At 63.5% G+C, this 20,660-nt stretch carries 17 protein-coding genes; 7 read left to right on the forward strand and 10 right to left on the reverse strand.

Annotated elements, in window-relative coordinates; translation table 11 throughout:
* On the forward strand, positions 1–456 hold a 456-nt coding region (locus VMI09_02375; protein HTQ23512.1), incomplete at its 5' end, for a hypothetical protein.
* Positions 457–548: 92 nt separating this feature from the next.
* Here the strand turns inward: VMI09_02375 and VMI09_02380 are convergent.
* The 3 genes from VMI09_02380 to VMI09_02390 form a co-directional block, all read right to left on the reverse strand.
* Positions 549–2,204, reverse strand: a complete 1,656-nt coding sequence (locus VMI09_02380) for an Ig-like domain-containing protein (GenBank protein ID HTQ23513.1) — start codon at positions 2,202–2,204, stop codon at positions 549–551.
* Between the two features lie 1,062 nt (positions 2,205–3,266).
* A complete protein-coding gene (locus VMI09_02385) occupies positions 3,267–5,696 on the reverse strand; it encodes a hypothetical protein (protein HTQ23514.1) in 2,430 nt (809 codons plus the stop codon).
* Positions 5,659–6,012, reverse strand: a complete 354-nt coding sequence (locus VMI09_02390) for a hypothetical protein (GenBank protein ID HTQ23515.1) — start codon at positions 6,010–6,012, stop codon at positions 5,659–5,661. Before VMI09_02390 ends, VMI09_02385 begins: the two co-directional genes overlap by 38 nt.
* Before the next feature lie 138 nt (positions 6,013–6,150).
* Between VMI09_02390 and VMI09_02395 the strand changes: the two genes are divergently transcribed.
* Entirely contained in the window at positions 6,151–6,372 is a 222-nt protein-coding gene (locus VMI09_02395) for a hypothetical protein (protein ID HTQ23516.1), read from the forward strand.
* 364 nt (positions 6,373–6,736) lie between these two features.
* Here the strand turns inward: VMI09_02395 and VMI09_02400 are convergent, their stop codons facing one another.
* From VMI09_02400 to VMI09_02410, 3 genes are read right to left on the reverse strand one after another with little or no spacing between them, the layout of a single operon-like run.
* A complete protein-coding gene (locus tag VMI09_02400; protein HTQ23517.1) occupies positions 6,737–7,699 on the reverse strand; it encodes a threonine dehydratase in 963 nt (320 codons plus the stop codon).
* The gene (locus tag VMI09_02405) at positions 7,696–8,538 is read right to left on the reverse strand and encodes an alpha/beta hydrolase (GenBank protein ID HTQ23518.1); all 843 of its coding nucleotides are present in this window, start codon (positions 8,536–8,538) and stop codon (positions 7,696–7,698) included. The genes VMI09_02400 and VMI09_02405 overlap by 4 nt, the downstream gene beginning before the upstream one ends.
* A gap of 29 nt (positions 8,539–8,567) precedes the next feature.
* Positions 8,568–9,884, reverse strand: coding sequence for a glycosyltransferase (locus VMI09_02410; protein ID HTQ23519.1), 1,317 nt, complete (start codon positions 9,882–9,884; stop codon positions 8,568–8,570).
* 130 nt (positions 9,885–10,014) lie between these two features.
* Here VMI09_02410 and VMI09_02415 point away from each other — a divergent pair, with 130 nt between their 5' ends.
* The gene (locus VMI09_02415; protein ID HTQ23520.1) at positions 10,015–11,271 is read left to right on the forward strand and encodes a D-alanyl-D-alanine carboxypeptidase family protein; all 1,257 of its coding nucleotides are present in this window, start codon (positions 10,015–10,017) and stop codon (positions 11,269–11,271) included.
* Between the two features lie 430 nt (positions 11,272–11,701).
* Here the strand turns inward: VMI09_02415 and VMI09_02420 are convergent, their stop codons facing one another.
* The 3 genes from VMI09_02420 to VMI09_02430 form a co-directional block, all read right to left on the reverse strand.
* A complete protein-coding gene (locus VMI09_02420) occupies positions 11,702–12,775 on the reverse strand; it encodes an LLM class flavin-dependent oxidoreductase (GenBank protein ID HTQ23521.1) in 1,074 nt (357 codons plus the stop codon).
* A gap of 122 nt (positions 12,776–12,897) precedes the next feature.
* Positions 12,898–14,112: a DUF3443 family protein gene (locus VMI09_02425; protein ID HTQ23522.1), complete on the reverse strand. Its 1,215-nt coding sequence runs from the start codon at positions 14,110–14,112 to the stop codon at positions 12,898–12,900.
* Complete coding sequence (locus VMI09_02430) at positions 14,109–14,567, reverse strand: DUF2844 domain-containing protein (GenBank protein ID HTQ23523.1); 459 nt, start codon at positions 14,565–14,567, stop codon at positions 14,109–14,111. Before VMI09_02430 ends, VMI09_02425 begins: the two co-directional genes overlap by 4 nt.
* A 743-nt stretch (positions 14,568–15,310) precedes the next feature.
* On the opposite strand from VMI09_02430, the gene VMI09_02435 reads away from it, so the two are divergent.
* The 3 genes from VMI09_02435 to VMI09_02445 all read left to right on the forward strand — a co-directional run bounded on the left by VMI09_02435 (position 15,311) and on the right by VMI09_02445 (position 17,458).
* Positions 15,311–16,255 (forward strand): molybdopterin-dependent oxidoreductase, encoded by a 945-nt coding sequence (locus VMI09_02435; GenBank protein ID HTQ23524.1) that lies wholly within the window; start codon positions 15,311–15,313, stop codon positions 16,253–16,255.
* On the forward strand, positions 16,221–16,823 hold the full coding sequence (locus VMI09_02440; protein ID HTQ23525.1) for a molybdopterin dinucleotide binding domain-containing protein: 603 nt from the start codon (positions 16,221–16,223) through the stop codon (positions 16,821–16,823). The genes VMI09_02435 and VMI09_02440 overlap by 35 nt, the downstream gene beginning before the upstream one ends.
* Before the next feature lie 80 nt (positions 16,824–16,903).
* Positions 16,904–17,458: a DUF4142 domain-containing protein gene (locus VMI09_02445; protein HTQ23526.1), complete on the forward strand. Its 555-nt coding sequence runs from the start codon at positions 16,904–16,906 to the stop codon at positions 17,456–17,458.
* A 204-nt stretch (positions 17,459–17,662) separates the two neighbouring features.
* On the opposite strand, the gene VMI09_02450 is transcribed toward VMI09_02445, so the two are convergent.
* Positions 17,663–19,534 (reverse strand): pyruvate kinase, encoded by a 1,872-nt coding sequence (locus tag VMI09_02450; GenBank protein ID HTQ23527.1) that lies wholly within the window; start codon positions 19,532–19,534, stop codon positions 17,663–17,665.
* Positions 19,535–19,854: 320 nt separating this feature from the next.
* On the opposite strand from VMI09_02450, the gene glgP reads away from it, so the two are divergent.
* Positions 19,855–20,660: alpha-glucan family phosphorylase (gene glgP / locus VMI09_02455; protein ID HTQ23528.1), on the forward strand; the 806-nt coding region annotated here is incomplete at its 3' end.

The raw sequence follows: 20,660 nt of genomic DNA on the forward strand, positions 1-20,660 counted from the left end.
GTTCTTATTCGTACGGGAATAGATGAGATGGAGTCGCTCTCTTACCGCCAGTTCAGGGGCTTCTATCTGACTCTTCTGGCCGACGCGCAAAGCATCACAGGAGATCTTGGCGATGCGCTCGTAACACTGGAGCGGGCGATCGCGACAAATCCTGACGAGTTGTGGTCCCGCCCCCTGACACTCACGCTGCGCGGCCAAATGCATTTGCGCGCAGGTAAGAATCACATCGAACTATCCGAGCGGGACTTCCGCGAAGCCATCGAGCTCTCCCGTAAGCTCAGCGCAAAATCCCCGGAACTGCGCGCAACCACCAGCCTCGCACGCCTGCTGCGGGATACGGGCCGTCGGGATGAGGCCCGCACGATCCTCGCTGAAGTTTACAACTCGTTCACTGAAGGATTCGACACCGCCGATCTCAAGGATGCGCGGGCGCTGCTGGATGAACTGGAATCCTAGGGCCGATCGGCGGCCGCGCGGCTGGCCGCAGGAATGCGGCCAGCCGCGCATTGTTTCGATATCCGCTTCGCCTCCCCCCCCGACGCTAGCGGCTACTCGTGCGGTATCGTTCCCGCCGATGCCGCCGTTGGAATAGCCGAATTGAAATAATACTTGCCCATATACCAGCAAGGCGGATTGGTGCCGTTGTTCGGGTCGCCGGCGTTCTGCCAGCCCGAGATGATGTCGGAATAGATCATCTGCTGATAACCGCAGTCGCTTCCACCCGGGCAATCGCTGGCTCCGCCCGAGTACCAGGACTCAACCGTGTCTGCCATGTGGTAGGGCGGCGCCTCGCCGCTGATTGAAAGAGCGGCCCCCTGCACGGCGGAATGAAACGCGGCCCACCTGGTGGCGAAAAAGAAGTCCGCGTTGTAGCAGGTGTTCTCGCGCGCGAGATTCGAATTGGCCGAAACCAGGGGCCCCCATCCATGGTTCACTCCGCGATCGGCGACCGAGAAAAGACCCGAGCTCGTCCCGTTATCGCCAAGCGTGGTGTTGTTCCAATCTCCCTCGTCGCACGCTTCGGCGTAACCGTACTTGGGATTGAACCCCCATTTGTTCGCCGCCCATTGGATGATCTCGGCCGTGGTCGGGTTCTGGATCGGGCACATGCCGTCCACCCGTGTCATCACGGCGGCCATCGGCCCCGTCCCCCATCCGCTGTTCACCGCGTTGAGCTGGCTTAAATAGTTAGATTGGTTCGAAGTGCTCGCAAGAACGTAATTCTGATAGTAGGCGTTGTCCGCATCACCGCCCGAGCTGGCGACGTTGGTTTCCGCAGTGAGCATCACCAGCGACGCCGCCTGGCGATCGTCGAGCAAGGGTCCGCAGCAGACAGCTACGGTTCCTCCCGTGCCCATCGTGCCGTTCGGATCGTTGTAGTTGCCGTAGGACTGTAACGGATAGGACAGGGCGTTGTAGATGCCCGAGATGATCGCGCTCGCGTCTCCGGTTATGCCCGAGAGCGGCTGACCCGAAGAAACAGGCGGCAGCATAGTAACGAAGCCCGCCCCGCTCGGGGTCGGAGTCGCGCTTGGCGCGGGAGTCGGCGTACCGGCGGGCGTGGGAGTCGCCGCTGAACCCGAAACCGTTACGCTGAGCTTCTGGCTGGTCGCACATTCGTAGCCGGTAGGATTGTTGGCGGTATGCGCGTGGATCGCGATCGTATGAGCGCCGATCGGATATGCGGTTGGCGAAAACACGCAACTGCTGAAGCCGCAGTCCGTTACATGATTGCCGTCCACGTAAAGCGAGTCGTACCAGGCGAGTCCGCCGCACTGCGAGGTCGAATCATTATCGGCGACCGTAGTGTTAGCCGAGATAGTCGCACCGCTTGCGGGCGAACTGATCGTGATTGTCTGCGGCAACGAGCCTGGCGTCGCTGTGGCCGTCGGTGTAGGGGCCGGCGTGCCTGACGCGTTGCTTACGTTGACCCCGACCCAGGCGGTTCCGATAGCGCTCGAACCGCCTTGCTGAAACACGTTCACCGTGAGGACGTGCTGCCCGTTGCCGACTGCGGTCGAATTCCAGGTGAAATTGCCCTTGCCCGACGTAACCAGGGCCCCATCGACCACCAGTTGGTCCGAATAGACGTCGGGTCCCAAAGTCACATTTACGGCCACTGCCGACCCGCTGACAGTCTGGCCGTTAGATGGCGCGGTAATCGTTATCTCGTTGCCGACGTTGGACGCCGATCCAACGGTCACGTTGACGGTCTGACTCGTCGCGCAATCGTACCCGGCGTTTGGGGAATCGGAAGTATGCGCATGAATCTGTATCGTATGTGCGCCGGCGGCAAACGAGGATGGCGAGAATACGCACGAACCGAACGCGCAACCCGCTGTCTCTTTGCCATCGACATATAGTACGTCGTACCAGGACAGACCGCCGCACTGGCTCAACGAATCATTGTCCGTGACGACCGTGTTTTGAGTTATCGTCGCTCCGTTTACCGGAGAGCTGATCGTAATCGTCTGGGGCAGCGCGGCGGGCGTCGGAATCGGAGTCGGCGCTGGTGTGTGTCGTGCCCAGGCGCTGGTGCCGAATGTCAACGCCAGAAGGCAAACAACAGGAATCAGTCTGATACGATAGTTAAAGCAGCCTGCTACTCTCATTTATCCCCCCTTAAAAAAGACGCAGCTTTCCATCCTGAACAGCCATCGGTCTGCGCAGGCCGATAGCGTTCAGCATGACAAGGCGCCGTCCGCCCGCGGCCGGACGCCTCGTTGCCAAAGCATCACGCCCGAGCGGCGCACACGTCAGTCCGTGTTCACCGGCCTCAGGCGCAATCTGTCGTTAAATCGAATTAGGGCGACGGATTAGAGTGCAGGAACAAGCAGGACTCGCATCGCCTGGCACACAACGATCGAAAGCCTCCCCCCTTAAACCTTCGAACGCGCTCACGCTAAAGGATCGGGCAGCCGTAGTCAACGCTATCTCATAGCTGCGCAACATTTTTTCCACAGCCAATACCGCCGAACGAAAGCAATCGTGCCGACTAATAATAGCGATTAACCTCGCACTGACAGCAAATTATACAATCGAAATATTCGCCTGGCGGTAAAAGAGACAGGATTAGCTAATCAGACACCCGGTTTCACACATTCTTGACTCGAGGTTGCCAAAACGACATTGACGGATCGTCCAGCGATCGCGTCCGCCGCGCCGTTCCTGGAAAATCCGCTGCTGCGGGGCTTGCGGCGAAAAGACGCCCCGCTGCGCAGATGTTCGCCAGCGGCGTCCGGTGACTCGACTGAGTAGTAGAGCGGCTATTGTGCGGTGACGGTTATCATCCCGCGCTCCTGGAGGTAATGATACAGGTACAGCTCGCCGAGCGTCGCGTACCAGACGTCCTTGCGGTTCGCGATGTAGCTCGCGTGCTGGTCGAGATAGCCGCCGGCGGACCAGCGCTTTTCCCACGGATGGTCCAGGATGTGGTAGATGCCTCCGCTCGCGTACACACTGTCGAACATGGAGTTCCAGGTGCTCAGCAGCGCGGCGGTGCCTCCGTCGTTCGGATACGAGGTGTAGACAGGCCAGTTGTCAGTGTTCGCCGTCATATTCGCGTCGTAGAAGCCTCCGGCATCCCATGCCCCGAAGCCGTTGTCACCGGTGCTGGTGGTGCGATTGACCAGATATCCCGCCGCGCCGATCGCATCGAGCAGTTCGGTATCCGAAAACCCGCACGGCTCAACAAAACTCGGAATGAACGGGTTCGGCAGATCGAGATTGTTCAGCAGGTCGTCCCAACTCCCGGTGACCTCGGACGTATAGCCGAGGACTTCATATTCGGCGTCGCTGCACGGGTGCGTCCGCGTATGCGAGGCGGCTTCCGTCAACCCCGAATCCACCCATCCTTGCACGGTTGACCACGTGGGGCTCGTCACTTCGCCGGTCTCGACCCCCGCCGTTACGTGCAGGTTCTTTGCCGCAGTGAGCGAGATGGCCTGGACGTCGTCGGACAGGAAACCGTCGGTTATGTCGTCAAAGTCGATGGTCACGGCCGCCTTGCGATTGTCGTAGTAGTTCGAGATGCCCTGGTAGGTGATTGCGACCGGCTGCTGCGTGCTGCTGTTGATGACGCGCAGGTAAATCGCGTCGGAGCTGCTCGAAAACGGCACGCTGACGTAGGCCGTGTTGCTCGCATAGGCAAATCTCGCCGCGGCGATGCCGTCGAAGAAGTTCGAGGTGGTCTCCGTCGGCAGCGAGTTCCAGGCGCTGACGGTGTCGTAGCGATACTGCGCCGCGAGGCCGCTCGATCCGCCGGGAATGCCGAGGACATAGGTCGCCGGATAGTAGAGGCCATACTTAGTATGTGATGCGGAGTCGAGATTCACGAGCAGGGTGCTTGCCGCCGGGGAGCCGGCGCCGATGAGCAGCGCGACCTGCGCGCCCACGTTAACGGTGCTGGTGCCCTGCGTCGCAACGTAATCTCCGGTCGCACCGCCGGGCGTCATGGCGTCGCCCATCGCCGCCGCTATGCCAAAGCCGGTTGCATGGAAATTCCAGCGGCCGATGAGCACGCCCGGCAGCGACATCGCGTTGCTGTTGGGAATCGCGAAAAATGCCAGCAATCGGTCGCTGTTGTGCCCGGCCGGAATGTTGATTGACGGCGCCGTCACGTTGGCCGAGGACGCGTTGGCCTGGCCACCGCTTGCGTCGATCGGAGTCGATGTGTTGACGCCGATGTAGTCGGCGATGCCGCCGGCCGCATCATTACCCGCCGTGAAGGTCCACGTGTAGCCGGCCGGCTCCGTCCCCGTGACCACGTGATCATAGATCCCCTGGGTAATCTGGTTCGTGGTGTCGCTGTCGCGCCGGATCTGGGTCCATCCCGCCGGCACGCCGATTGCGGTTGAGGAGCCGCCGCGCACCGTAAGCTGCGCCACCATCACGTCGTTGACCGCCGCTCCGGACGGAACCGCGATCGTCAACAGGCTCCCTCCACCCAACGACGTACTCGCCGTCGCGACGTTCCTGAGCGTTATGGGCCCGGGCACCGGCGTGGGCGTGGGCGTGGCCGTTGGTGTGGCGGTTGGAATCGGCGTGGGCGAGGCCGTCGGCGACGGAGATGGGGTTGACGTCGGGGTGGCGGTCGGAGTCGCAGTTGGTGTGGCGGTCGGAGAGCCGGCGGCGGGCAGCAGCGCGACTTGCGCACCGACATTAACGGTGCTGGTGCCCTGCGTCGCAACGTAATTTCCGGTCGCACCGCCGGGCGTCGTGGCGTCGCCCATCGCCGCCGCTATGCCGTAGCCGGTTGCATGGAAATTCCAGCGGCCGGTGAGCACGCCCGGCAGCGTCATCGCGCTGCTGTTGGGAATCGCGAAAAACGCCAGCAATCGGTCGCTGTTGTGCCCGGCCGGGATATTGATCGATGGCGCGGTCACGTTGGCCGAGGACGCATTGGCCTGGCCACCGCTCGCATCGATCGGAGTCGATGTGTTGACGCCGATGTAGTCGGCGATGCCGCCGGCCGCGTCATTACCCGCCGTGAAGGTCCACGTGTAGCCGGCCGGCTCCGTCCCCGTGACCACGTGATCGTAGATCCCCTGGGTGATCTGGTTCGTGGTGTCGCTGTCGCGCCGGATCTGGGTCCATCCCGCCGGCACGCCGATTGCGGTTGAGGAGCCGCCGCGCACCGTAAGCTGCGCCACCATCACGTCATTGACCGCCGCTCCGGACGGAACCGCGATCGTCAACTGGCTCCCTCCACCCGACGACGTACTCGCGGTCGCGACGTTCCTGAGCGTTATCGGTCCCGGCGCGGGCGTGGACGTCGGCGTGGGCTTCGCAGTGGCGGTCGCCGTCGAGGTCGCGGTCGGTGTCGCGGTCGGCGTGGAGGTCGGAGTTCGGGTCGGTGTAGCAGTTGGAGTAACGGTCGGAGTCGCGGTCGGAGTTCGGGTCGGCGTCGGAGTAGCGGTTGGGGTTCGGGTCGGAGTAGCGGTCGGAGTTGCCGAGACCAGGTTCACAGTTATCGAAGCCGAACCCAGTAGAGAACCGCCGCCCGTGGTCCATGAATTGACCGTGACAGAGTGGTTTCCTAACGCGTAGCTCGAGGTGTTCCACGTAAATTGCTGCGGATTGGGCGTGGCACAGGCGTAGGTTGTACCGTCGATTAGCAGACACTCGAACCAGCGACTTGTGCAGGTGTCGGTGAACTGGATTGGAATGGATGCGCCCTTGGTTATCGAAGCACCGCTGGCCGGAGAAGTGACGCTGATGCAGGCCGCCTGCACGGATGCGGAACTCGCCAGCACGACCATAAATATGGCGAAGACGCGCAAAAGGCCGATTGCGGCCGCGACGAACGATGCCGACGTGCTGAAGCCAGCGAAGACGCTTGGAACAAATTTCTTGGTCAATTTTTCACGCTGAAAAAACATTTGTCGCTCCCCGCATCGGTTTGGGCCGAGGTTGAGGGGATTAGAACCTTGTGAAGTACTGGCCGCCCCTACCTATCAGCACTGGCTGTGCCAAATTGGAGCGAGCTTAGATCATGGGAGACAAACGAGGATGGATCCAAACCGATGTCGCCAACGGATACATCAAGACGCGAAAGACTTCATCAGGCTGAGGCCGAACCGCAGAAGACGACCCTCGATGTTTGTCCAATGGCAGTTCGCGCTTTCGCGCGATAAGGCACGCCGGCTGCCACGGCTGAGCGGTTTCAGCAGATAGAGGCGGTTCTCGCCGACATTCGCACCCCCCTTGTTGATCCTCACCCTTCGCCCCCCGCCAGTCATTCCTCTGCCAGCACGCGCGCGTACACTTCCCGATCGACGTTGCCGCCGCTCAGCACCAGCCCCACCCGCCGGCGCTCCATCGCGCGGCGCTCCTTGAGCAGCGCCGCGAGCGGCGCGGCGCCCGCGCCCTCGGCCACGTTGTGCGTGTCGCTGAAGTAAAAGCGCATCGCCGCGGCGATCTCCGCCTCGCTCACTGTCACGATCCGCTCGGCCCATCGGTTGATAATCTCGAGCGCATCCTCCCGCGGGATGCGGCACGCGACGCCGTCGGCAATGGTCTCGGCCGACGCGGTCGTGACCACGCGGCCGGCCGCGAACGAAAGCGCGTAAGCGGGCGCATTCTCGGCCACCACGCCAACGATCCTCGTCGAAAGTCCGAGCGCCTCGCGCGCCGCGATCATCCCGCAGATTCCCGACCCCAGGCCGATCGGCACGTAAACCGTGTCGAGATCGGCGACCGCGCCGAAGAACTCGAGCGCGTAGCTCGCGACGCCGCTCACCAGCGCCGGATCGAACGAAGGCACCATGAGCAGGCCCCGTTCGGCGGCCGTGCGCTCGGCGAATTCGAGTGCCTCCTGGAAGTCGCGACCGTGCTCGATCAGTTCCGCGCCGAGCGCGCGCATCGCCGCGTTCTTCTCGCGGCTGTTGCGATGCGGCACGACGATAGTCGTGCGCATCCCGACCCGCGCCGCCGCATATGCGATGCTCTGGCCGTGAGTGCCGCGGGTCGCCGCGATAAGTCCGGACGGCGGATGCGCCGCGCGCGCAAGCCCGTCGATATAAACGATTCCGCCGCGCAGCTTGAAGGCGCCGACGGAGCCGTGGTTTTCGTGCTTGACCCAGACTTCGGTGCCGGCGCGTGCGCCGAGCAGCGGCCAGCGGATTTGCGCCGTGGGCGCAAGCGCGGCGTGAACCGTCGCGGCCGCGGCGAAAAGCTCGTCGCGCCCCGGGAGCCTCATGCGCCTCGCCCCGGCGGGCTCATCGGATGCGCCTGCATCAATGCCACGAGTTGGCGCGCGAGCGTCTCGCGTTCCTGGTTGAAGAACATGTGGCCGGCGTTGTGAATGAGACTCAGCTTTGCGCCCGGGATGCGCGCGGCGATGATTTCCGAGTTGGCTGCGGGCAGCAGCGCGTCGTCGGTGCCGGTGATGACCAGCGTCGGCGCGGCGATCTGCGCCAGGCGATCGTAGGTGTTGAACTTGAAGGTCGCGGCGAGCTGGCGCTTGTAGGCGAACGCCGGCGTGGGATGGGCGAGCACGCGGACGATTGCGGCCTCGAGTTCGGCGCGATGGCTTTGCAGGTAGGATGCGGGATAGCTGATCGGCCAGGCGCGGCGGATGAGGTCGGCGTCGGAGAGGCCGTTGCGCGGCGCGCTCAGGATCGCCATCGAGTCGGGCGGCGCGGGCACCGCGTTGCGTCCGCCCGCGGTGGTGCATCCGAGCGCGAGCGTCTGCACGCGCGCCGGATAGCGCAGGGCGAATTCCTGCGCGATCATCCCGCCCATCGAGACGCCGAACAGGTGCGCGCGCTCGATTCCGATCGCGTCGAGCAGCGCGGCGGCGTCGGCGGCCATCCCTTCGATCGAATATTCCTCGTCCGGCTGGTCGCTGCGCCCGGTGCCGCGATTGTCGAAGATGACGGTGCGGCAGGATCGCGCGAGATCTTCGATCAGCGCGGGATCCCATCCCAGCGCGCTGCCGCCGAGCCCCATGATCATCAGCAGCGGCTCGCCGCTGCCGCGGCTTTCGTAATAGAGGTTGATGTTGGCGGCCAGGCTGGTGGTTCGGACGGTAGGCATCGTCGTCTCTCCTCCCGCTCGCCGAGCGTTCAGGCGATGGCCGCGCGCATCGGCGCCGGCGCGTCGAGCGGTGCGCTTTCGGCCTCGGGCTTGCGAAAGCGCATGATCAGCTCGCTCCTCAGAACGTAGGCGTGCTCTTCGTAGATGAAGCCGTGGCGCTTGAGGATCTCGGTCAGGCGTTCGCGCGTGTAGTGGGTGATGTGCTCGTCCTTGTAGCCGCCGGGCTGCAGCACACCGTAGAGCGGCTCGATCGTGCGCCATCCGATCGTGTCGTAGTCGGGCGTGCCGATCACCAGCATCCCGCCCGGGCGCAGCACGCGCTTCAACTCGCTGAACAGGACCTCGTCGTAGGGGATGTGCTCGATCACCTGCGAGCTGATCACGCAATCGAAGCTCGCGGCGCGAAACGGCAGCGCGAAAGCCGAGCCGCGCACCAGCGGAATGCCGTAGCGGCGCAGGAAGCGCACCTTGTTGTGGCTGTAGTCCATCCCGACCGCATTGTTGAGGCTCTGGATGATGATACTCGAGCCGCAGCCGGCGTCGAGGATGCGGCCGGCGTTGCGCGTCCACGCGACGGTGATCGAGTGGCGCTTGCGCTGCCAGTAGCGCTGCAGCGGGACGATGCTGTAAAAGGCGCGCTCGTCGTAGTCGGCCGAGTTGATCGAGTTGCGCAGGCGCCAGAGCGAAAAGGTTGCGCGCAGGATGTCCATCCCGAAGCGCAGCATCCGCGCGTGCGAGCGCCCGGCCTCGCGCGGAAAATAGGTGAACGGGATCTCGGTCACGCTGAAGCCCTGGGCCCAGGCCTTGACCAGCACTTCCTCCTGGACCTCGAAGTTGCGGCTGGTCAGCTCCAGGCTCTCGACCGCTTCGCGCCGGTAGAGGCGAAACCCGCTGGAGAGATCGCCGATCGGCACGCTCAGCACGCGGCGGAGAAACCCGTTCAGCACGTAGCTCGAAAGGCGCCGGCTCAGATCGGTGTAGGCGACGCCGCCGCGCACGTAGCGCGAGGCGATCACGATGTCGGCACGCTCGCGCGCCCGCCACATCTTGGCCACGAAGGCCGGGTCGTGCGACATGTCGGCGTCGAGCGTCAACAGGTAAGCGCCCCGCGCCTCGGCGAAACCGGTGGTCAGCGCGCCGGCGTAACCGCGGCGGCGCTCGGGCACCACGCGGGCGCCTAGTTCGGCGGCGGTCTCGCGCGTGCCGTCGGTCGAGCCGCCGTCGATCACGATAATTTCATATTTGAGATGGAACGTTTCGGCGATTTCGCGGAGCCGCGGAAGCAGGGCGCGCAGATTATCGCGCTCGTTCATCACCGGCAGGATCACCGAGAGGTCGATAGTCATGGCTACAATGAAATAGTCGGAATCGGCGGCGAATGGAATCCGTTACCCCTCTTGAGCAATCCGTGGCGCGCGCCTTGATTATCAATCGCGCCACGCCGTACCTTGAATGGCGCGGAGGAAGCGGCAGGCGATGGAAGCGCGTTTCATTTTCCGATTCAAACCGGTGATCGTTGGGCTGGCGGCGGCTGCGGCGATAGCGGCGATGCTCGCGTTCGCTGCCCCGCCCGCCGCTGCGGCGCGCCGCGCGCGGCGCGCGCAGGCGGAGGCGCCGTCGGCGGTCCCGCTCGAACAGATTCACGTCTTCGGCGATCGCCCGGCGCCCTTCGGGCTCGACGCCAAAGCGGCGATAATGATCGACGCCCGTTCGGGCGCGACGCTTTACGCCTACAACGAGCACGTCAAAATCCAGCCCGCGAGCCTGGCCAAGCTGATGACCTTCTACCTGGTGCTCAAGGCGCTCCATCAGGGCCGGCTCACCACCGACACGATGGTCACGGTGAGCGAGAAGGCGTGGCGGCTTTCGATGAACAGCACGGTGTCGCGGATGTTCCTGCAGGTCGGCCAGAAGGTTTCGGTGAACGACCTGTTGTACGGCCTGATGGTTTCCTCGGGCAACGACGCCGCGGTCGCGCTGGCCGAGTATCTCGGCGGATCGACCGACGCTTTCACCGAGCAGATGAATCAGCAGGCCAGGGAGCTCGGGCTCGACGAGACCCACTTCTCGAACCCCGACGGATTGCCGGTGCCGGAGATGTACACCACCGCCTTCGACATGGTGAAACTCGGCCGCGCGATCGTCCGCCGCTTTCCCGACGCGATCACTTACACCTCGGCCAAGGACTTCACCTTCGACAAAATCCATCAGCCCAACTTCAACGCCCTGCTCTTCTATGACGCGCGGGTCAACGGGCTCAAGACCGGCCACGTCGAAGAGGCCGGCTATCATCTGGTCGCAAGCGCGCACGCCAACGGGATGGAACTGATCTCGGCGGTGCTCGGCACGCCGTCGGCGACCGCGCGCCGCGTCGAGACCGAAAAGCTCGTCGATTGGGCCTTCCGCGCGTTCTCGAGCGTGCAGCCCGACTGGCACAAGACGTTGCCCGGCGAGGTGCGCGTGTATGAAGGCTCGGTGGATACCGTAGTCGTGGCGCCCGCCGAGGTTCCCTCCGTCACGGTCGAGCACGGCCAGGAAGGCAAGGTGACGCTCAGCGGATCGTTCAGCCCCAAGTACCCGGTCGCGCCGATCGCCAAAGGGCAGCAGCTCGGGACGCTCGTCCTGATGGTGGACGGGAAGCCGCAATCGACGATACCGATGCTCGCGACGGCGCCGGTTGGGCGCGGCGGATTGGTCAAGCGGCTGATCGACCGGCTGCGCCTGCGGCTCTAGTCTCCGGATCAGAAAAGCTTCAAGGTGTCATTCCGAGGGAGTTGGCGACCGAGGAATCCCGGATCTTTATTCGTTTTTCGTGGAAGCCGGGATTCCTCGCTGCGCTCGGAATGACAGCCCTCGGAGATCTTGGGATGAACCTTATTTCCAGGACGCCGCATTAGCGCCTTCAACTATTATTCCCTCCCCCAGTCCTGGGGGAGGGTTAGGGTGAGGGTCCAGGCGGTTCTGAATGTCTGTGAGAACCGCCTCTTCTGAGAAGTTCTCCAATTCCAAGGAGCTTGATTCGAGCGCCCTTGCTGCACCTTGCGGCGTCGGAGATTCGAGCGCTCACGAAGAACCCTTGCGTATTGCCGATTTCGGATTGATACGCGAGCGCGCGCCGAGAAGGGACTCGGGCGCGCGTAACCGTGCGCGCCGGCGCGCGCGCTTATGCGGCGGCGGTTGCTTCGCGATCGATTTCCGCCGCGCCCGCCCTGATTCGCGGAATCAGCTCGCGGCCGAATTCGATGGTGTCGTTGTACGGATCGAAGCCGCGAATCAGGAACGAGGCGACGCCGAGCCGGTAGTACTTCAGGATCGCGCCGGCGACCTGCTCCGGCGTGCCGACCAGGCATGAAGTGTTGCCGAGCGCGCCGGTGGCCCGCGCGATCGGCATCCACAGCCGCTCGTCATGCACGTCGGCGCGCGCCGCGAGCGCCATCAGGCGCCGCCCCGACTGATCGGCCGGATGCGTTGGCGGCCCGCCGCGCTCGATCTCGCGCAGGATGGCGCGCGCCTTGTCCCACGCCGCGTCCTCGCGCTCGGCGACGATCGGCCGGAACGAGATGTTGAAGGTGGGCGCGCGGCCGAAAGCCGCGGCGCGCCGGCGGAAGTCGGCGATCCGCTCGCGCGTTTCGTCAAGCGGCTCGCCGAACAGCGCGAAGACGTCGCAGTGCTCCGCGCCCATCGCCAGCGCCCCTTCGGAGGAGCCGCCGAAGAAAATCAGCGGGTGGGGTTTCTGATAAGGTTTGACGTCCGCGATCGCGCCGCGCACGTTGTAGAAGGCTCCGGCGAAGTCGAACGGCGCCTCCGCGGTCCACGTCCGGCGCATGATTTCCAGGTACTCCGAGCCGCGCCGGTAGCGATCCTGCTTGGGCAGAAAATCGCCCTCGCTCCGCTGCTCCTCGTCGCTCAGCCCGGCGATGATGTGCAGCGCCATCCGGCCCTCGGTCAGGACGTCGAAGGTCGCGACCTTGCGCGCAGCGAGCGTCGGCGCGACCAGGCCGGGGCGATGCGCGATAAGATAGGCCAGCCGCTCGGTGCGCATCGCCGCGTACATCGCGACGTTGAAGCCCTCGGCCGACGACGAGGTATAGCCGACCAGCACCATGTCGAAGCCGGAGCGCTCGTGGGCGCGCGCGAAATCGGTGAGATAGGCGGCCGAGATTCCGCCCTTGATCACGTGAACGGTGGCGCCATGCGGGGGCGCCACGCCAATCATTCCAATCAGCCTGACCGGCATCCGTTTCCCTCGCGCAAAGCGGATCAGGGGCGAACGGTTCAGGATTCGCCCGCGCCGCGGCGGAAGGCCTATCCTATGCAGAAGCAATGAGCAGGAAAAAGAGCGGGCGCGGCCGGCGACGTTCAGTAGGCGAAGAACGGGCCCGTCCCCGCGCCGGGCGTGGTCTGTCCCTCGATTCCCGTGAACACGTTGCGGCCGAAAAAGAACGGCAGGCCGAAGTCGAAAAAGCTGCCGCCGAAGGTCCCCGCCACATTGGAGAAGGCCTTGTTGCCGGTCCCCGCGAGCGCAAGCGCGTTGGCTACGTTGAAAAAGACCTCGCCGCTCGCGCTGCCGTCGCGCCCGGTGTTGATCGCGCCGAGCACCAGCCCGTCCGCCGGACAATAGAAGCCCGGCGCCAGCGACGGATCGCACTGCGGAATCGCGCCGCTGTCGAAGAACAGCGCGTTGGAGCCGGTGTCGAAGAAGCCGTCCATCGTCGCGTCGTTGAAAGTCGTCGCGATATTGCCGGCGCCGTCGGTCCGGTAAACGAACGCTCCGGCCAGGCGGTTGTTGCGGCGGGTGTTGATGCCGAGCACGAGCTTGCCCATCACCGCCGGCGCGCCGGTGGACGGAATCGACGGCAGCTTGAGCACCACGCCGTTGTTATCCTCGGGCAAGAGCGCCACCGGGTTCTGCACCTGCTTGTCGTTCGCGAGCGACGCGACGCTGCAGGCGCCACCCTTACACCGATAGTACATCGAGGGATTCTGCGGCCCCGGCGCGGTGCAGACGTCGCCGCAGTCGGGGCCCCACAAGCCCACGCCGAGGATGCCGTTGTAGCCGAGTTGCGTGGGGCTCTGCGCCACCGGCGCACCGCCGGTGCAGGCCGCCGGAATCGTCGGGAAGTTCGGGTTGATCAGCTGAATCGGCAGGTTCGAGATCACCGGCTCGCCGCCGAGCTTCACGTCCGCATACGCGACGCGGCCCCAGGTCGTAAGCGAGCCGAACGGCATGCACTCCGCGATCCGGCTGCCGTCGGACGCGGTCAGCGGCGTCAGCCGGAGATGGTTGAGCGCGCCGAAGATTCGGAGCCCCGAAGAGCCGGTGTCGATCAGGATGGCGTGGAGCGTCTGGCAATTGGCCGTGCCGCTCTCGCAAATCGTGACCGAAGTGAACGGGCCGTTGAAGTATTCGCCGTACGGCCCCGCCGATACGTACGCGCTCATCACGTTGGGATTGGTCTTGGCCGCTTCGACCTGCGCGTTGGCCGCATCCACACCGGACAGGCCGCGAAACAACAGCATCGCCGCCGCGAGCATCGTTACGATCGCAAGCCTGAACTCCCGACCACGTATCATCGTATCTCCGAGGGCTCGACGCCGGGCGGGAGCATCGCGGGCAGCCACGCGCGTCCCCACATGTCGCGCATGTGACCTGCCGTCTCGACCGCCACGTCGGTCCCGCGCACGGATGCATGATGGAGTCCGTGCGCCGCAAGCACGCCGGCGTTGGCCGCGTCCCGGTACTGCGCGAAATACGATCCAAGCAGGACCGAAAGATCGGGCGGCCGGCGCCCACGCCAGGTCACCGCGAAGACCTTTCCGTCAGGGCCGATGAATTCGTTAACCGCGATTCCGCTGGCCGTCTTCATCCGCGCGACCGTGTAGGCGCTGACCGACGGCGCGTTCGGCGCCGGACGCGCGACGCGGCTTGGGCCGGGCGCGACGAGCGAGGCTGCGTCAGCGGCGATCGAGTCGGCGGAAGCACCGAGGGCGGCGCGTGCGATGCTCGGCGAGGCTCCGACAAAGAGCATCGCAAGAGCAATCGGAGCGAAAACTGCGGTATGCGCCCTATGCGTCAAGACATCATGTCTCGACTTAAAAATCTGTTAGGCATGATTAGACTTGTCAATTAATTGCCAAAGATGACTACGCTATCGTGCGCTTCAATAACTTTTTTTGCTTCGTGCTCGGCGGCATTCGGCAAAGTGCCGCCGAGCATGCGCGGTGCCCGCATAGATAGAGGGCGATCGGCGGGCCATCGTGCCGAGCGAGCGTTTCCCATTCTCTCCGTTGGGGATTTGTGCTCGGGCGGAGATGTTTACTCGCAGGCGTTGACCGCCTGTGAGTAAGTAAACGCTACAAAAAGTTATCTGACGCGGGGATTTGTGCGGCGCGCGATCTGTCTCGCGGATGAGACGGTACGTTCAATCCGCTATATGCAGCGGGGCTGATGGACTCATCGCCTTGACGCGTTGAACAGGCTCGAAACGCACTGGAGGGCGCGGTGGGGCCTTCCGGGGAAGGGTCAAGCGATCAAATCCGGCAGGCTCTCACTTTCGTGGCACCTCGGTTGCAAGGCATCTACCCAGCCCGGTCAACGGGAATGAGACCCGAAACGAAAACCCGTGGATAGACAACCGCAAAAGGGGTCTTCGCAAGGTTGTAAAACTGGCTTTGGAAATTTTCTCCCGGCGAACGCGTGAAAAAAGGTAGCAAGTTGAAACCCTCGCGGCGATTCACATTCGGCTTTTCAGCGTCAATCGGGGCATAGGCCATGTCAGACAAAATAAGTGTGATCAGGCGAAGTTGGCGTTATGCATCCGTTCCGGTGGCGATAGGAGCTTCGCTGGTTGCTCTACTCACCGCTGAGATGTTCGCGCGCAGACGTAAGTCGCGGATTCGATTCTATAGCGGAGCGGCCGGGGGATGGGGTTCCGCAAGAGCGGTAGCCGATGAAGTGCTGCGCGAAAGAATTCCCTTCAAGGGTCCTCGTCTTTTGCTGCACCAGAACAAAAGCGACGGATTCGCCTGCGTCAGTTGCGCTTGGGCGAAACCGAAATTTCGGCCGCTGGAATTTTGCGAAAATGGCGCAAAGGCGACTCTGTGGGAGAATGATCCGAAGCGAGCGACGCCTGAGTTCTTTTCTCGCCATCGTGTACGAACGCTGCTCGCCTGGACTGACCATAGTCTTGAAGCGCAAGGCCGCCTGACGCATCCCTTTCGGTGGGACAAGGACAGCGACAGATATCTGCGCGTCTCATGGGAACAGGCCTTTGAGGGGATTGGCGCGATCTTGAGCAAAACCGATCCTGAATCGGCGGTGTTCTACGCTTCAGGGCGGGCCTCACTCGACACGGCCTACCTGTACTCGCTGCTCGCGCGCCTTTATGGCTGCAACAATCTGCCCGATTGCTCCAACATGTGCCACGAAAGCACATCGGTCGCGCTTCCCGAGAGTATCGGCGTTCCCGTCGGCACCGTGAGGCTTGAAGATTTCGCTCAGACAGACTGCATCTTTTTTTTCGGTCAGAACGTAGGCAGCAACAGTTCCACGCCTCACGGGGATTCAGCCGGCGGCGAGCGAGCACCTCAGGTCCGAACCGTTCATCGTGGCGGGGATTGCCAAGGCTACGCTGCACTCCAATCCGCAGGTGGATTGGGATGGTTGGGTCGGCGACTACAACTTGATCCGCGACGCGATCGAGGCGACGTATCCTGAGAACTTTTCGGACTTTAACCGGAGGATCCGCCAGCCAGGAGGTTTTCCGCGGCAGGTGGCGGCGCGGGAGCGCCGATGGAATACGAAAACCGGCAAGGCGAACCTCATCGTTCCGAAAGATTTGCCGAAAAACTTGCGCGAGGATCCAGATATGAGTGCGCCTCGCGCTGATGTGCTTCGCATGATCACCTTACGAAGCAATGATCAGTTCAATACAACGGTTTATGGATATGATGATCGTTTCCGCGGGATTCGTGGCACGCGCAGCGTCGTCATGATGAATCGGAGCGACGTCTTGCGTCTTGGTCTTCGCGAGGGCGACGCCGTCGAGCTGTCCACGGTCAGCGACGACGGCGTCGATCGGAGGCTCGCCGGTCTAAAGGTCGTGCAATACAACATCCCCGAAGGATGCGTCGCCACATACTATCCTGAAGCGAACGTGCTGATCCCGCTGTGGCATCACGCGGAGCGCAGCAAAGTGCCGGCGGCCAAGTCAGTGCCTGTCAGAATAGCACCTGTCCCGGTTGGCCGACTGATGGGAGAGCCGTCAGGCGCACATTCGATCTGACATCAAGCGATGGCGTCCTGGCCGATCGAGCAACTTTAACAACCGACTGTAAGCAATCGCTCAAGAGGAGTAAGAAAGTTATGAAGATCAGCATGATACCACTTTCCGCTGCATTGCTCTTTGTCCTTGGCGCGCCGGTCCTGGCCTCCGCCCCATCCGCGAGCCTGACGTCGCTGCTGGATCAGGCAAATCAAATGAACAACGAAGAGCAGGACATGGCAAAAGAGCTGAAGAGCAAGGCCGGGGACAACCAGACCCTGGTCACGCTGGCCGATACCGTAAGGGATGATCACGTACATAACCAGGCTGCACTCGAAGCCCTGGCCAGCCAGAAGGACGTCAAGTTGAAATCGTATGAAAAGAACAAGGCGGCCGAAGATCGACTGGATAGTCTGAAAGGCGCGCAGTTCAACCATGCCTTCCTGGAGACGGAAATCCGCGATCACGAGAAAGCGCTTGCGATGTTCCGCCGGGCCAAGAGCGAGTTTTCGAGCGATCGGGAAGTGCGCGTCTATATCGATCAAACGATTCCCGTGCTTGAGGCCCATTTGAAGATGGCGGAAAACCTCCATCGCGATGACACGGAGTTGGGAAGCCCGGAGAACGCGGCTAACAACAAGGAGTCGCGACGGTAACGAGTCGGGCCAAAGAACGCGGCAACAAGGCTGACCGAAAGCCCGACCCCGAATGTGGCCGGTTTCACCGCTCGGACCGAACAAAGGTCCGAGCGGTTTTTCGCTTCGGCACTTCGCCTGCGCATAAATAAAAACTACAACGAGTTAACCGATGCGCAGGGGTTTGCGCAGCAGGCGATCTGTCTCGCGGATGAGGCGGTACGCTCAATCCGATACGTGCACTGGCTCGAGATGGAGCGGGCGCAACTGCGAAGTCTTTTTGCTCTGATGCTCCTGCATGCGGCGAAGGATGTTATCGAGGACGCTCACGGCCTGCACCATGTGCGGCCCCTTGTTCAGCATCACGCACTCGGACCGCTCGCCCATCGCCGCGTCGGTGATCTCGGCGCGCGACGGCATCCCGCCCTTGGTCAGGCTCTCGAGCACTTGCGTCGCCCAGATGACGGGCATGTGCGCGGCCTCGCAGATCCACAGGATCTCCTCCTGCAGCTCGGCCAGCCGTTCGTATCCGCACTCGACCGCGAGGTCGCCGCGCGCGATCATCACGCCGCCGAGCGGATGACGCATCAGCGCGAGCAGCAGGTTGGGCAGCCGCTCGAAGCCCCGGCGCGTTTCGATCTTGAGCACGATACCGAGGCCGCGGCCGCCGAGACGTTCGAGTTGCGCCTGCAAGGCGCGGACGTCCTGCGGCCGGCGCACGAAAGACATCCCGACCAGGTCCGCATTGGCGACCACGAGCGGCAGATATTCGATGTCTTGTGCGGTAAGCGCGGGCAGCGAGAGGTTGCTGTCGGGGAGGTTGATTCCCTTGTCCGCCCGGAGCTTGGCCCCCTTCGCGCGGGCCTGCGTGATCAGCACCTCCATCCGGTCGCCGGCCACGTTCTGGATGAGGCCGCCGATCTTGCCGTCGTCGAACCAGATTCTCTCGCCCGGGCGAACGTCGGGAAAAACCTCGGATAGCGTGGAGGGGATGACGGCCGGCGCGAGCAGGCGGCCGGCGTCGTCATATGCGGCGGGTTTGCCCGCGGCGCCCTCGGGCGTGACGATCAGCGTGTCGCCGGGTTTGAGGATAAGCGCCTGTTCGCGCGGAGGGAATTCGCCGAACCTGCCCATCGCCGCCAGCGTGATGCCGCGGTGGCGCACCTGCAGCGCAGTGTTGGGCGTTACGTAGCAGGTCTGCCGACATTCGGCCCAATAGCCGCCCTCGGCCTTGCCAGTGATGCGAATCGTGCGCGCGGCTTCGCGCGCGTCGTCGAATTCGATCGCGTCGCCTTCGCAAAGTTTGGACATCCACGGGCCGGCGATCGGCAGAGTCACGTCGGCAAGCGACGGCGCCGGCACGCGCGCGTCGTCGGCCGTGAGCCAGATACGCACGGGCGAGGTTACCCGGCCGAGCGTATCGCGCTGCGGATGCCATTCGATCACGTGCGGTCCCGGCTCGATCGCGCCCGTGCGCAGCTTGGGCCCCGCGAGGTCTATCTGGATGCGGCAGTTGCGCCTAAGCTCGCGCGCCGCCGTGCGCACGTTCGCCGCCATCCGTTCCCACGCCGCGGGATCGTCGTGCGCGGTATTGATCCGCGCGCAGTCCATCCCCCGGTCGAGCAGCTCGCGCACCAGCGGGTAGTCCACCGCCGCCTCGGTCGGCAAGGTCACCATGATGCGCACCTTGCGCCCGTTGGGACGCGGCCCGAGCAGGCTTTGCGTATGCTGGGAGAGCAGTTTTGCACCCTTGCTGAAGCTGACGCCCGGTCTTGCTCCGGGCGTCTCTGTTCTGCGGCCGAGCAGTCGATGCAGGTTCTCGGTGACGGCGTCCACGGTCGCCAGCGCGTGAGCTTCGGAGCGTCCGAGCGAAGAAAGGCCAAGGGCGGCCAGCCGTTCCTGCAGCGGGCGGACTTCCTGGTGGCGCAGCGCCAGGTAATGGAGCAGATTACGCCCGCCCTCCCGGTAGCTCTCGTCAACCTGCTCGAGTTCCGCCGCGAAGTCATCTTCCAGCCGCAGCATCGCGCTGCGGATGCGCTCGAGGTCGCCCAGCAATTCTTCCAGCCGCTCGCGTTCAGTCGCGCTCGCTTCGCTCATCGGTCACTCCCCGATCGCAGTTTCACTCGACAATCCAAGCGAGAATCATGCCGTCGAAACGCGGGGCGATTCGACCCGCATCTCGAAACCGTCGCACCTGCTCGGCCGTCGGCAGTTGACTCCAATTGACACACCTGATGACTCCATACGGAAGTCATCAGTATCGCGACATTTGCCGTTAACCGCTCGTTAATAAGGGATTAAATGTTCGTCGCGCAGCGGCGCGGAAGTGCGTTTAATCGTGAACCTTGCGGCGTACCATCTATGCTATGGACCGGTGCCCCAAGGGAAAGGCGCCGCAATTGCCCAGGAGGAGTTCAATGCCGGAAGTTACGGCCGCGCCGCTCGAATCCGCTCAACTGATCGACCTCCTGCACGAGCTCGCACTCGACCTCGGCGTCACCTGGAACCGCTACAGCGACGATATCTGGCGGCGGATCGATCCCGAGGTGTGGAGGATCACGCGCAATCCGTACCTGATGCTCCAGCAGGCCTCGGAAAAGATGCTCCAGTCGATGGCCCACGACCGGGATTTGCGCGGGCGCGTCGAGGATCTCGTCGGCGCGAGGCGCAGGGCGGCCGCGGCGCCGGGATGGTTCCAGCAGGCCCATCCGGCCTCGGCGCTCACGGAAGTCGCCTACTTCAGCATGGAGTTCGGGCTTAGCGAGGCGCTGCCGATCTATTCGGGCGGTCTCGGCAACGTCGCCGGCGATCAGCTCAAGGCGGGAGACGACCTATGCGTACCGATCGTCGGCGTCGGCCTGCTCTATCAGCAGGGGTTCTCGCGCCAGGCGATCGGCCATGACGGCGGGCAGCGCGACCTTTTCCCATACAACCCGCCCGCCTGGCTACCGATCACCCCGGTGCGGGACATCGACGGCGACCTCATGCGGATCGAGTTGTTGCTGCCCGACTACAAGGTGCGGCTTCGGGTGTGGGAAGCCCGCGTCGGCCGGCTCAAACTCTATCTGCTGGACACCAACGACCCGGGCAATCTGCCGGTCTATCGCGGGATCACCGGCGAACTCTACGGCGGCGGTCCCGAATTGCGGCTGCAGCAGGAACTGGTGCTGGGGATCGGCGGCTGGCGCCTGTTGAGAAGGCTCGGACACCATCCGGAGGTCTG

It is taken from the genome of Candidatus Binataceae bacterium (genome assembly GCA_035500095.1).
Classification (GTDB): Bacteria; Desulfobacterota; Binatia; order Binatales; family Binataceae; genus JAKAVN01.